At 47.7% G+C, this 13403-nt stretch carries 7 protein-coding genes; 3 read left to right on the top strand and 4 right to left on the bottom strand.

The features are described 5' to 3' along the window. Positions 1-231: 231 nt before the first annotated feature. Genes BLU57_RS15065 through fdxA form a run of 3 tightly spaced genes read right to left on the bottom strand, consistent with a single transcriptional unit; the run spans position 232 to position 6799 of the window. Positions 232-3690: a UvrD-helicase domain-containing protein gene (locus BLU57_RS15065; protein ID WP_090322688.1), complete on the bottom strand. Its 3459-nt coding sequence runs from the start codon at positions 3688-3690 to the stop codon at positions 232-234. Further along, complete coding sequence (locus BLU57_RS15060) at positions 3683-6448, bottom strand: PD-(D/E)XK nuclease family protein (RefSeq protein WP_090322686.1); 2766 nt, start codon at positions 6446-6448, stop codon at positions 3683-3685. Before BLU57_RS15060 ends, BLU57_RS15065 begins: the two co-directional genes overlap by 8 nt. Before the next feature lie 27 nt (positions 6449-6475). After that, a complete protein-coding gene (gene fdxA / locus BLU57_RS15055; protein ID WP_090322684.1) occupies positions 6476-6799 on the bottom strand; it encodes a ferredoxin FdxA in 324 nt (107 codons plus the stop codon). 273 nt (positions 6800-7072) lie between these two features. On the opposite strand from fdxA, the gene BLU57_RS15050 reads away from it, so the two are divergent. The 3 genes from BLU57_RS15050 (at position 7073) to BLU57_RS15040 (ending at position 10783) form a co-directional block, all read left to right on the top strand. Beyond that, entirely contained in the window at positions 7073-7726 is a 654-nt protein-coding gene (locus tag BLU57_RS15050; protein ID WP_090322682.1) for a DUF6629 family protein, read from the top strand. Between the two features lie 103 nt (positions 7727-7829). Beyond that, positions 7830-8741: a peptidylprolyl isomerase gene (locus BLU57_RS15045; RefSeq protein ID WP_090322680.1), complete on the top strand. Its 912-nt coding sequence runs from the start codon at positions 7830-7832 to the stop codon at positions 8739-8741. A gap of 62 nt (positions 8742-8803) precedes the next feature. Further along, positions 8804-10783 (top strand): aminotransferase class I/II-fold pyridoxal phosphate-dependent enzyme, encoded by a 1980-nt coding sequence (locus tag BLU57_RS15040; RefSeq protein WP_090322678.1) that lies wholly within the window; start codon positions 8804-8806, stop codon positions 10781-10783. A 29-nt stretch (positions 10784-10812) separates the two neighbouring features. Here the strand turns inward: BLU57_RS15040 and BLU57_RS15035 are convergent, their stop codons facing one another. Next, entirely contained in the window at positions 10813-12264 is a 1452-nt protein-coding gene (locus BLU57_RS15035) for a mannose-1-phosphate guanylyltransferase/mannose-6-phosphate isomerase (protein WP_090322676.1), read from the bottom strand. Positions 12265-13403 lie beyond the last annotated feature (1139 nt).

Below are 13403 nucleotides of genomic sequence, written 5' to 3'. Positions count from 1 at the left end.
ATTAACCTATTTTTACCCTTAATTTAACCACGCCTCTCAGGCTAGTCGACCTTACCCCTCAAAGTCAAGTCATTTGTCATAAAATCTCCTCCCTTTCTCAAGGGATTTAATCTCCACCCTCTCTCATTTCCCCTTTATCTACAAGGATTAATTGATAATGACCCACTCACTAATGATTTTAGAAAAATTTCTTAGCTTTCGACCGAGGTCATGCCAAATTATTGTCAATTTTCACCACTCACGCCAACCGCATATGAGAGGAAAATATATTCCCAATTTTATGGGACGTGAGTCGATTTGATGCATGAGTTTGGCATATTGATTGAGCTGATGCTGGTAGCGCATTTGTTCGCGGTCAAGGAAATCCGCCAATGCCGAGCCTTCATGACTGCTTGTTTTGTAATCTATAATCCAGCGAATGCCGTTGGCATCACAGAATGTTCTATCAATTATCCAGCTCATCACTTTATCGTTGACGATACCGCTGATTCTCAATTCATTCTGCGCGAATGGCTGAGCCCCCAAAATCCATTGTCCACGCTCATCTTGAATTGCATTCGTTAAGGCCAGGATAATCCGCTCAACCGCGTAAACCATGGTCTGATCATCTCCGCTTATCCCGCCCGCAATTAAATTCCATGTGAATTGTTCACGCATTCCCTGAATACGCACCGCATTCCAGTTATTCATTTCATCTTCGGCAATTTTCTGTAACCAACGATGCACCACGTTACCCACGTGCCGGGCCATTTCGCTAGCCCAAGAAAATTCTATTTCTTCCTGAATTTGTTTTTTATCGCGGGATTCTTGCCATGTAACCGACTCCGGCGCATCCGGCAATACCCAGTCTGACTTCAATCGAAAAATACTCTGACTGACTACAGCTGCGCTAATCGTATTATCTGCTCTATTTTCTGAATGACGATTCAACGACATAGCGTCATCGGTTGCTGCAGCGCTATAGATCGGTTGTACAATCGGCCACAACCGCTGCAGCAATGAGCCTTGCAGTGGTTTCAATGGTGCCGCATTACCATGATCATCCGAAGCTCCATTGACATGACCAAGCAGGTGTAAGAATTTTTTAGCACGCGTGGCAGCCACATACAGTAAGCGATCGATTTCAAATTGCGCCTTGTCCCGATCCAGTTTTTCCACCCACGTATAGATCGGATCAACGCCCAAGCCCGTTTCCTGAATCGGCGCAAGTAATAAATCCGGCATCGCCGGGCTCTTTTCTCCTGCGATTTGACTATGCGGCTGTTCGATCCACCTCAACAACTGTTTGTCATGATTGCGCGAGGTTCGACCCAAACCAGGCACAATCACCGTATCAAACTCCAGCCCCTTGGCTTTATGAATTGTCATAATCTGCAAAGACTCATCAGCCTCCAAATCCGGCGATGCATACAATGCAACCAATCCATTCTCGAAGTTTGCCAGATCTTGAATATCTCCGGCTACCTCCTGACTTTCAAGGTAGTCCAGATAAATCATCGCATCATCCAGAGCCTTGGCAGCACCGGCGCTACCGATTGATGCCGCATTGATGTACCCCGACCCTCCCAAGACATGCCAAGCTGCTTCGACTGTCACACGCAATGCCTGACGCCGCCGATTGATCATGCAAGGGCTCAATATTTCCTTGATGCGGCGTAAGCGCACACTTGCATCGACCGAAATACCCTGCCAGCGGTTCTCATCGCAAATCAATCCCCACAGGGTGACTTCTTTGCTCATGCCATTGAGATTTTTCTCAGTCAATGTCGAAATATCCTTAAGCAACAGGCCACACCAAGGTGCGCGCAACAGTGCGAACCATGCTACATAGTCGGCCGGATTTATTAAAGCGCGGGTTAGCGCCAGTAAGTCCTGCACCACAGGCTTGTGACGTAACAATTCGATATCGATAGCACGAAAGCGCAGACCGGCGGCTTTGATTTGCTCGACTATTTCAGTTAAATGGCTACGATTGCGCACTAATATTGCAATGGTTCCGTCCGGATGATCATGTCGTGTGCGCAGGATAATCTCGATAACCTGCCGGGCTTCTGCTACTTCATTTTTTTCTAGAAAAGGGTAAATATTCACCGCATCACCGGCCAGCGTGCCATGTGTTGCAGCGGAAGGCGTATACACCACCGCGCCGGTCGAAATATCTTCGCATTCCGGCATGATGTGGGCAAAAGTCGCATTGACCCAATCCATGATGCCTTGCTGTGAGCGGAAATTGGCGTTGAGTGTAAGCGGTTGCAAAATCAGCGTACGGATCCCTGCACTTCGCGCCTGCAAAAAGAGCCCTACTTCCGCTTCACGGAAACGATAAATGGATTGCATCGGGTCGCCGACGGCAAAAAAACTGCGCCCATCCCCTGTTTCCCAGCCAGCAACAAGTTTCTCGATCAATGCAAACTGACTGATGGAAATATCCTGAAATTCATCGATCATCAGATGCTTAATGCGGTAATCCAATGCCAGTGCAAGATCGGTGGGCGATTCGGCATCGCCCAGCGCAAGCAATGCACGCTGCGCCACTTCGGCAAAATCGACTTTGCCATTGATTTGAAAAATAACTTTAAGTTGCGCCACGGCAAAGGGTAACAATCGCGTGATCGCACCCAGTATTTCCCATTGCTTATCGGAATAATGCGGCGGCGGTAGTTGACGTATATCGTGCAATACTTCACGCAGAGCGTCATATGGTGACAGTAAATTGAGCAAATTCTCCAGACGGTTTTTCCATGCCTTGGCTTCATCTTTCTCAGCTTTGGTATTACCAGATGGAAAACCTTCCTTCTCGGAAATTCTTTTGCGCCAATCACCCTTTTGCGTCAGCAATAACTCAGCAATGCTCTGCCAATGTTCAGCATCCGCTATTGATAATGCTTCCAATTGATCACAAAGTGCGATTTCCGGTGATTTGCCGGATGCATTAAGATTCGTAGCAGCGTAGCGCAATAATGCCAGCAACTCATTGTGCAGTGCTTCTGGGAATAGCCGGAAAACAAATTGCAATGCATGATTACGGGAATTTTGCAGCGACAATTCCAGTTCTTCGCGCGGTTTTCCATGCAAATGACGCAACCAATGATCACGCCGCGCCAGCATATCGGCCAGCAATGCTTCAATCCGCGCCATATCGTTGTCCAGATGTTCGAGCAATCGCTCAACGTCATGCGCAATCGTATGGTATTGTTCAACCGAAGCCAGCGTAGCACGCGCCGCTTCCAGATAGTAATCCGCCGCATCTTCGATGGTCTCGGGTTGCGCGCCGAATTCCGACAATATCGGCATTTGCCGTGTCAATGACGCGCACAACGAATCAATGGTCTGTATCCGCAACCGTTCCGGATTCTCGGCGATATGCCAACCGGCTTCGCGATTCCGCTGCAGCACGGCTGCCGACAATTCACGATTCAATTGCTCATGCGCGGTTCCGCCATCAACAGGTCTATCACCAATTTCCAGCGCAGCCAAAACACGCGCGCGCATTTCCGCCGCCGCTTTCCGGGTAAACGTAATCGCCACGATCTCTTCCGGCGCATCGGCACAAGCCAGCAACTTGAGATAGCGTTGAATCAGCAGCGCGGTTTTGCCTGAACCCGCCGGTGCTTGCACGATAAATGATTGTGCGGGATTCAGTGCGCGGAGGCGTTCATCAGCATCGGGGATAGGTACGGAATCAGGCATTTTCACTGTCCTGTGCAATCGCACGCTCGTCAATCCGTTCATGAATGCGGCAAAACAATTGCATATCGCAATATTCGCATGTGACCGGATACTGCTTGGGATCCACTTTTGCATCGCCGCTGCAGAAGCCCGCCGCCAGATTCGTCAAATGCCGATGCCATGCTGCGACCAGATCTTCCCATGTGGCAAATTGCTTGCATCCATTCACTTGCGAGAAAGCTTTCACACCGGGCAATAGATCGGGATCGCGCACAATCGCCGCGAACCCCATTTCACCTCGTTTCACCGCGGCAAATGCAACGCCCACAGTGTCCTGCTGCGCTTTTGTCATCACCAGATACAAAGGCAGTTGCGGTTCGTCCGGGCGTTCGCCAAGCATGCTTTGAGCCGTCTGTTTTCTGGTCTTGTAATCGATAATGATATGTTGTCCGCTCGTCAATTCGTCAACCCGGTCCAGACGCGCATTCAAGACCAGATCGCCGACTTGGATGGAAAGCTTTTCCTCGGTTGCGATTACGGTGAAATGATCCCGTTTTTTTTCTTCGTTCAACCATTCGCGCACCAAACGCACCAAGCGCCGTTGTTCGATCTGCGCAAAACGTTTTGAAAGCGCCATCGGTCTTGCTTGCCGCATCTCGGTAGCAGCTTCTTTGGCAATGCGCTCCAGCAGGCCATCGAGGTCACAATCGGCCATGGCCTCCAACGCCTCCTTAGTTTTCAATTGCCGCCAAAGGTGCGCCAATACCTGATGCACCAGCACCCCTCGTTCCATGGCGTTTAAACCGGTATGCGGCACTTCCAGATTCGCGATACGCAACCGGTGTCTGGCCCAGGCACGAAATGGACAAGCGGCGTAATCCTTGAGCACCGATGTACCGCCTTTGATGCCCTGTCCGGCCACTTCTGTGTCCAGCGGCGGCGCCTGATCGTCTTCGATCCGCTCCAACTCACATGACTGGATAATCCGTTCACGATGCTGTTCCATCGTAAGAAAAACCGGTTTATTTTCCGTTATCGATTGAATCAGCGGGCTGGGTTTTAATTCGTGCCCGTCGCGATCGTCACTGAATTTGGGATAACTCAGAATTACTTCTTGAGCAGCGGATAGCCATCCCTGCGTCAATCGCCGGCAATAAGCCAATGACTCCTGCACGGAGCCCAGCGGCAATTGTGCGCTGCGTTGCAATTCCAACGGCAGAAACGGATTGGGACGAGCACGTAACGGCCATTGCTCGTCCGACAATCCCATGATCCATAGATGATCAAATTCCATCCCCGCCGCCTCCAGCACACCCAGAATTTGAATCGGCACATCCGGTGTTTCAGGCTGAAACAAGGTATCGCCCGCGATTCGTTTTAACCGGCCGATCGCCTCAGGGTAGCTCGTCTTAGCAACGACATGATCCAGTGTGGCAAAATCTGCGACGAGCGCGTGCCATTTCTCGAATGTCTGATACTCAATGGAATCCAGGCTGCGTTCTCCGGGAAACCCTACAATCTCCAGAACCTTCAGGAAAACTTGAGCAAAAGTGGAATGGCTTCCGGATTGGGGCAGCTGGGTTTGGCGGAACTCCATCAATGCGGATAAACACCGGAGCAAAACCGGGCAGCTCGTTTGTCCGCCTGCCTGTGTCGCAAGTGCGAACAGACGTTCCAACGTGATCATCGGCTCAGCATTACGGCAAATGCGCGCATCCAGCAGTGCACGCTGCTCCATCTCGGCTTTGCCGCCTGCCAGAAAGGGGGATCGCAACCAGTGACTCACACGATGAAACGCTAGCGATTGATCCAACAAAGCCAGGCTCACCAAAGCCGCGTCGATTAATGGATAAGACGTTAGCGCCAACCCCAAAGACACATTGAATGGCGCCACTGGCCGGGTAGCACCTGGCAAAGCAAAGCGGATATCCGGATGCATCACCGTAGCGAAAATACGCATCAGCACGTTGCGATAACTGGATAATGCCGGTACTACGATACCGACTCGGACGGCATGATCCGCCTCGACTATTTTGGATCGCGCCCACAGTGCCGCTTGATGAGTCTCGTCACGGCTGCTGGGATATTCCATACGGCGCATCACACCCGAAGAATGCGGGGATTGCGCCGATAAAGCCACAACTGATATCTCACAACCGGCCGCAGCCAGTTTTCTTAAAAAAACATTTTGTTGCGGCGTAAAAATATCAAAGCCATAACAAATGAGTGACGGCGTTTTTTTTATATCGAAGGATTCATAGTGCTCAACAATCAGATCCGTAATGCGCGCGCGATCTGTCTGCCAATTACTCCTCGTTATTTCCTGATACACCGAGGCCCAATTGAGAAACGCTCTGCCATCTTCATTGGGATAACCATCACCCAGATGATCCGTGATTTGCCAGGCATGCGCCAGTTGCCACGCTTCCCGAGCCAATTGCGCTGTTTGTGCAATCCTCAGTAACGTTTTTCCAGTTGCTGAGGATTGAATGATCGATTCCCATAGCACCTGTTCCTGTGAGGCCGACAGTAACAAAGGCAATCTCAACGATTGCGCGGCATAGAGCGCATCAAGGTAAATACGCTCAATCAAAGCAGTCAAAGGCAAGACATCAACCGAATACCAAACCGCCCTGTTGCGGCCGATTTGGTCTTGATCGAATTTCTCTTTAAGCGCTAATGCAAGCCTCCGGTTCGGTGTGACAACCGTAGTACCGGCATTGATGCGCTTAAAAACCTCAGTAAGGGGGACTTGCGGAAATTGCGAGGAATCAGACATGCGGTATCAAATTACCGCCATTTCTGTTTAGCGCTTCAGATGATCCAGCTTATCTTTAACACTGGCCCAATCGTCCGCGTCAGGTAATGGATCTTTTTTCTCGATAATCGGACGCCACTTTTTAGACAAATCTGCATTCAGATCGATGAAATGTACTTGCTCATCAGGCACGTCATCTTCCGCATAAATTGCTTCCACCGGACATTCCGCGACACATAATGTGCAATCGATACATTCATCGGGATCGATAACTAAAAAATTGGGGCCTTCACGGAAACAATCCACCGGGCATACATCCACACAATCTGTATATTTGCATTTAATGCAATTCTCAGTTACTACATAAGCCATGACAACTCTTCCTTGCTTGACACTTTTATAGAATTTCGTATTTTAACAGAATTCTGATAAACAACGCCATCATCGAAAACTATGTCTATTAACGTCACCTATATTAGTTTCATCGACCCATTCAAAAAATTGGCATTTCTTGGTGAAACAACGCTATCGAGCGGTTGCCGCAATTTATTTCTGGACTAAATCCGATTAACTCGGTTAAGGTGCTACAAGGTGCCACACTTCATTAACAAACCAAATCAGTAATCTAAAAATCCGGTCATCAGCATGTGTTTTTCAGCAGAAGCCAGTTTTATTGTCAGCGGGGCACTTCTTGTTGTCGGTATAACAACCATCCGGAAAACCGTCTATTCCAAAGATTTCCCAGTAGCTCTGATCCCACTCATTTTTGCTACTCAGCAACTGGTGGAAGGATTGCTCTGGCTCTCTATATCTCATAACGACACTGCACAGTCACAATTCTGGTTGAGTAATATTTATGGCGTGTTCATCGGCATTATCTGGCCGCTGTATGCACCTTTCGCCGTTTACCAAGCGGAAACCGCCGTCATGCGCAAAAAAATCATCGCCTTCACCGGTATAGCGGGTCTTGGGCTTGCAGTCTATACTGCCGTCGGCCTGGTTAACGAACCGATCGTCGCTGAAATTATCCGTCACAGCATCCACTACAAACACCACGTCAGTAGTCACCAACTGGTTATCGCTTTATATTTACTGGCCACTTGCGTACCGTTCATTTTTTCCAGCTATAAATATTTATATTCTGCCGGCATCATCATCACCCTTGGGTTCTTCGTGGCTTATTTCACTTACCTCGAAACTTTTGCCTCGGTTTGGTGTTTCTTTGCAGCAATTGCCAGTGCGCTTATTTATTTTTACTTTGTACATCGCATTAAGAAACCGCTAATCCCCATATCCTAATATGATTCTATACACAGAACTGTGGCTTTTCCATAAAAAACAATTGCTTCACATTCCAATCTGTCAGTAAAATCCAGATTTAAACTCAATAATTCTTATCAGCATGCGCATTTCTCAAATTTTTTATAAAGCTGCGTTCATCTGCCTGCTGTTCTTATCGCCTACGGCACAAGCGAATTCCGTGGCTTGTTTTACTAGCAGCATGGGGCAATTTTGCATCGAGCTTTTTGAAACACAAACGCCAATTACTACCGCCAACTTTCTCAAATACATCGATAGCGATGCCTACACAAGCGGAATTTTTCATCGCAGCATTCCCGGCTTTGTTATCCAAGGCGGCGGTTTCAAGGTTGTCGATGGCACCAGCGGAGATTCGCTTGTGCCCGTTAATACATTTTCTCCGATCGTCAATGAATTCAAAATTTCGAATACACGCGGCACCGTCGCCATGGCAAAACTGGGCGGTAATCCCAACAGTGCCACCAGCCAATGGTTCGTCAATCTGGCTGACAATTCCGCCAATTTGGACAATCAAAACGGCGGCTTTACGGTATTTGGGCGCGTTATTTTCGATGGCGTGACCGTTTTCGATGCGATTGCAAAGCTGCCCGTAAGAAACCTTGGGGGTAGTCTTACCAACGCACCGCTCAAAGATTTTGACGGCGTCCATGCCGCACTGAGCAACCTGGTAAAGATCGATCGCGTCGAAGTAACCGATCCGACTGGTATATTCAGTGACAGCATTTTAAGTTTCGCCGTTGATATCGGAACTGGTCAGATGTATCACGTCAGTCTGCGGCTGATTAGCGACACCCCTTCTTACGAGTTTCAACTCGATCCGACTAGTGTTGTGCCCTTGTCCGCCACTCCCGGCAATATCGCAACGCTCTCAAACAGCATTAACCAGTTGCAGATCCCGTCGGTTATGATCGGCGCTTCTTCTACGGTTAAAAATGTTGTGATGCAATTGACGGATGCTGAATTATACAAATTCACTTTGTTAAGCTTTGAATAAAAGAATCCGGTTGCCGCGCCACCATTCCAATCCAGCCTGCTCAATCCGGTAGGCCGCATTTCATGAAAAAACCAATCAGCCGGATCCTGCTCATCAACGATGAGAAATTGATTCTGAAAGAATTCACCAAAGGGCTAAACGCGGCCGCGAAATCGATGGAAAATCCCCTGGGCATCGTTTTCTCCGGCGTCACCACGGCACAAGAAGCGCTTCAATCGATTGAACAAGATGGCGATATTCAGGGGTTGGTCGTCGATGACCGGCTCTATACCTTAAAACATCAAGGAAAACACGTACGCGATCTGCAAATGACCGCACTTGAACTGGTGCAGAAAATCACGCATTTTCGTCCTGAATTGAATATTTACATCTTGGTCGCGCAAGAACAAGAAGATGAAGTGGTCGACGCACTTTTTTCAGAAACGGTCGATGGGTATTTTTACCGCGAAGAACGCGATTACCGCGGCATGTACCGCATTCTCAATGCTCAGCTGCAAGAAAAAGCACGCACGCCTTTCTATGACCAACTCAAGCATTATGTGCTGATGGCCAAGGATGCCTGGCATACACCGGGACACTCCTCCGGTGATTCCTTGCGCGATAGTCCGTGGGTCAGCGATTTTTATGAATTCATCGGCGAGCATATCTTCCGCGCCGATCTATCGGTCTCGGTGCCGATGCTGGATTCCTTGATGGATCCCGCCGGCGTAATCGCGGAAGCACAGAAAATTGCCGCCCAAGCTTTTGGCGCGCGCCGGACATTTTTTGCCACGAATGGTACTTCGACGGCCAATAAGGTCATTTTCCAAACGCTGCTGGCACCCGGCAACAAATTGTTGCTGGATCGCAATTGCCATAAGTCCGTGCATCATGGCGTAGTGTTGTCCGGCGCTCACCCGGTTTATCTGGATTCTTCCGTCAATAAGAAATTCAATATTTACGGACCGGTACCCAAGCAAACTCTGTTCAAAGCGATTGAAGAACATAGCGATGCGCAGGCGCTGATCTTAACCAACTGCACCTACGATGGCTTACGTTATGACTTGCCGCCTATTATTGCGGCGGCACACGCCAAAGGAATTAAGGTGATCATTGATGAAGCCTGGTATGGCTTTGCCCGGTTCCATCCGGCTTTCCGTCCTACCGCGCTGGAAGCCGGTGCGGATTATGCTACGCAAAGCACGCATAAAGTACTTTCGGCGTTCTCACAATCCAGCATGATTCATGTCAATGATCCCGATTTCAACGAACATTTGTTCCGCGAAAACTTCAATATGCATACTTCCACGAGTCCGCAATACAGTATGATCGCGAGTCTCGATGTAGCGCGAAAGCAGGCTATGCTAGAGGGATATAAACTCCTGTCACGCACATTGGAACTGGCGCAAGAAATACGCGCGCAAATCAATTCCACCGGTGTATTTCAGGTTCTGGAACTGCCCGATCTGCTACCGGATGAAATCAAACACGATGGCATTCAACTCGATCCCACCAAAGTAACGGTGGATATTTTACGCTGTGGTTTCACTGTTGAAGAATTAATCCGGGAATTATTTGAGCGCTTCAATATCCAGGTGGAAAAATCCACTTTCAATACAATCACTTTGTTGCTCACGATCGGTACCACTCGCAGCAAAGTATCGCGGCTATACGATGCCTTAATGCGCATTTCCCGTGAAAACCGCGCGCCGCAACGGCTTTATCAAACGGCAGAGATTCCACGGTTCACCGAGTTGAAGTATCTCCCGCGTGACGCATTTTATTGTGGCGGTGAACTGATGCCGCTGTTGGATGAACAAGATAAGGTCAACTCGAGTCTTAATGGCCGGGTATGCGCGGATCAGATCACGCCTTACCCGCCCGGCATCCCTGTGCTGGTTCCCGGGCAAGTGATTACTCAGGCTATCACACAATATTTGATCAGCATGTTGCGTTCGCAAAAGCACATTGAAGTGCATGGAATTGTCTTCGATGGCTATTTGCCGTGCTTGAGACTATTGACTAATTCTGAAGAAAAAACGCTAAAACAATTGGATAAATAACTTACCGACGCATATAAGAACAAGCTCGATTAATGCTCTTTCCTGCCATAAATATCTTCAAACCGAACGATATCGTCTTCCCCCAGATACGAGCCGGATTGAATTTCAATCATTTCCAGCGGCACGCAACCAGGATTTTCTAAGCGATGACTCGTACCCAGTGGAATATAAGTCGACTCATTTTCAGAGACCAAATATACATCTTTGTTTCGCGTAACCCGAGCCGTACCGCGTACGACAACCCAGTGTTCGGCGCGATGATGGTGCATTTGCAGGGATAAGGCCGCACCGGGTTTAACCACAATACGTTTCACTTGAAAACGTTCACCGACATCGATTCCGTCATACCAGCCCCATGGACGGAACACTTTACGGTGCAATTTTCCTTCCGAACGGCCTTGCTGTTTCAGCATATCGACAACCAATTTCACGTCTTGTGTTTTGTCTTTATGTACAACCAATATGGCATCCGGAGTTTCAACAACGATTACATTTTCGATACCGACACAGGTAACTAAACGGCTTTCGGAAATGGCCAGTGTATTTTTGCAATCATTTAATAATACGTCCCCCTTCGCTACGTTGCCCGCATCATCTTTGGGAAGCACTTGCCACAATGAGCTCCACGCACCGATGTCAGACCATCCGGCTGTCAGCGGAATGACTACACCGCCTGGCAAGTCACTTTCCTGCCGGGCAATTCTCTCCATCACAGCATAATCGATCGAATCGCTTGGACATTGCTCAAAAGCTTTCTTATCAACACGAAGAAAATCACCATCCGCTGATCCCTGATCCCAAGCAGCTTGGCAGGCTGTTAAAATATCTGGCCGACACTTGCCAATAGCGGACAACCATACCGAGGCCCGCATCATGAACAGTCCGCTGTTCCAGAGGTAGTTACCCGCATCCAGATAAGTTTGCGCGGTTGATAGATCCGGTTTCTCGACAAAACGTGCAATTTGACAAGCGGTTTCTCCCTGCTCGATTAACTCGCCCGATTGGATATAACCGTACCCGGTTTCAGGAGCATCAGGCGTTATCCCGAAGGTGACAATCCTGCCATCCAGTGCTTGTGACATACCTGCCAAAACAGCAGCCTGGAAAGATTCCACATCCATAATCACATGATCGGACGGCATGACCAATAAAATGGAATCATCCCCTTCCCGTAGCGCTGCAAGTGCAGCTAACGTTAAAGCAGGAGCAGTATTGCGTCCGAAGGGTTCAAGCAGAATACTTCCTTTTCTATCCATAATTCGCAATTGCTCAGCAATAACGAAACGGTATTCTTCATTGCAAACAATCATCGGCGCACTTAATTGCACACCTTTTAATCCATCCATACGCCGGACTGTGGCTTGCAGCAAAGAGTCCTCGTTTATTAATGGCAATAGCTGTTTGGGATATTTCTCACGTGACAGAGGCCAAAGACGAGTGCCCGCCCCCCCTGATAAAATGATCGGTCTCAATGTGTTCATTCAATGCTCAGTGATATTGAACTTATTGTTTTGTAGTTGTTACAAGTGCGGTAGTTCATAGCGGTACTATTCTCGCGAATAAAGCATCTCCAAGCAAGCCGCGCGAAATTAAACTTCCAAAGTGATTAAATCAAATCCTTTACGGATCTAACGATATTGCTTTCAATATACCACAGAGTATTTCTAAAGTGGCTTATACCATCGCGATCTTAATTTGGAATTGAACCCGCTCCGGGTTTTATGGATTGGAGACTGTTTAGTTTAGGTCAGACTGCAACAGCCACTCTCTTTATACTGCACTAGGGGTGCACAATGATCTATAACATCATTGATTTTTCATTTCTTCCCTTCTTCAATCACTTTATCTCCACAAAACCAGAGACGATTCATGGTTTTCTTTTAGATTGGAGAAGGTTACGAGTAGTTGTATAGATACTTGTTGCATGTTAGATTAAGAATTATTAGAAAAATGAAAGATAATTTAGAGCACTTAAGTTTGCTTTATTCCGTTGATAAAGAAAGTATATTTAGTTAATATGGAAAAATCTAGAGCGCTCACTCAAACCCATGCAAAATCACATATCCTGCATTACCATTTGTAATTTATCGGATCAATATCTGTCTGATCATCGTATTTATTGTGTAACTTTAGGTTGTCATAATTTTTTCATAATATATGGTGTAGCATGAAAAAGGAAATTTTGCGAAAATAAAGGAATTAAGTGACCGCTCTTAATAACGTTCTTGCCTTCCTTCAATAATGCGCCCAGGAGATTTCCCGAAGAGCAGATTGTTAGTTTTGAAAGTGAGAAAAAGCAGGAATGGCGATGTTGGATCTATCTAAGCAGGCGTTGCTTAGCAATACACTCTCTCCTAGAGAATTCAAGTATGGCCGATTGATTTAATATATCAAGCATCAGCAGCATTTACGGCTAGTTATCAGTAAGAACCATTCCAGTAAAGCGAACAAAGAAGAAACTACGATTTACTGGTGTTATCTCAGTGAGGTAAGCCCTCCGCACTCTAACTAACGGGAGATTCACTGTGACATGGTTTAATGGAACCGGACACTCCAGTTAAGAGAAAATAGCTTAATTGGAGGAAGAAATGATAACGAGAAAGCAATATGCAAAAGAATT

Origin of the sequence: Nitrosomonas oligotropha, assembly GCF_900106555.1 — a bacterium.
Taxonomy (GTDB): Bacteria; Pseudomonadota; Gammaproteobacteria; order Burkholderiales; family Nitrosomonadaceae; genus Nitrosomonas; species Nitrosomonas oligotropha_A.
Note: the sequence above shows the minus strand (reverse complement) of the source record. Positions and strands in the feature narration are given on the sequence as shown.

Excerpts from the sequence above, each read along its gene's own strand:
- BLU57_RS15065 (WP_090322688.1), bottom strand. The coding sequence starts at position 3,690 with ATGCCTGATTCCGTACCTATCCCCGATGCTGATGAACGCCTCCGCGCA.
- BLU57_RS15060 (WP_090322686.1), bottom strand. The coding sequence starts at position 6,448 with ATGTCTGATTCCTCGCAATTTCCGCAAGTCCCCCTTACTGAGGTTTTT.
- fdxA (WP_090322684.1), bottom strand. The coding sequence starts at position 6,799 with ATGGCTTATGTAGTAACTGAGAATTGCATTAAATGCAAATATACAGAT.
- BLU57_RS15050 (WP_090322682.1), top strand. The coding sequence starts at position 7,073 with ATGTGTTTTTCAGCAGAAGCCAGTTTTATTGTCAGCGGGGCACTTCTT.
- BLU57_RS15045 (WP_090322680.1), top strand. The coding sequence starts at position 7,830 with ATGCGCATTTCTCAAATTTTTTATAAAGCTGCGTTCATCTGCCTGCTG.
- BLU57_RS15040 (WP_090322678.1), top strand. The coding sequence starts at position 8,804 with ATGAAAAAACCAATCAGCCGGATCCTGCTCATCAACGATGAGAAATTG.
- BLU57_RS15035 (WP_090322676.1), bottom strand. The coding sequence starts at position 12,264 with ATGAACACATTGAGACCGATCATTTTATCAGGGGGGGCGGGCACTCGT.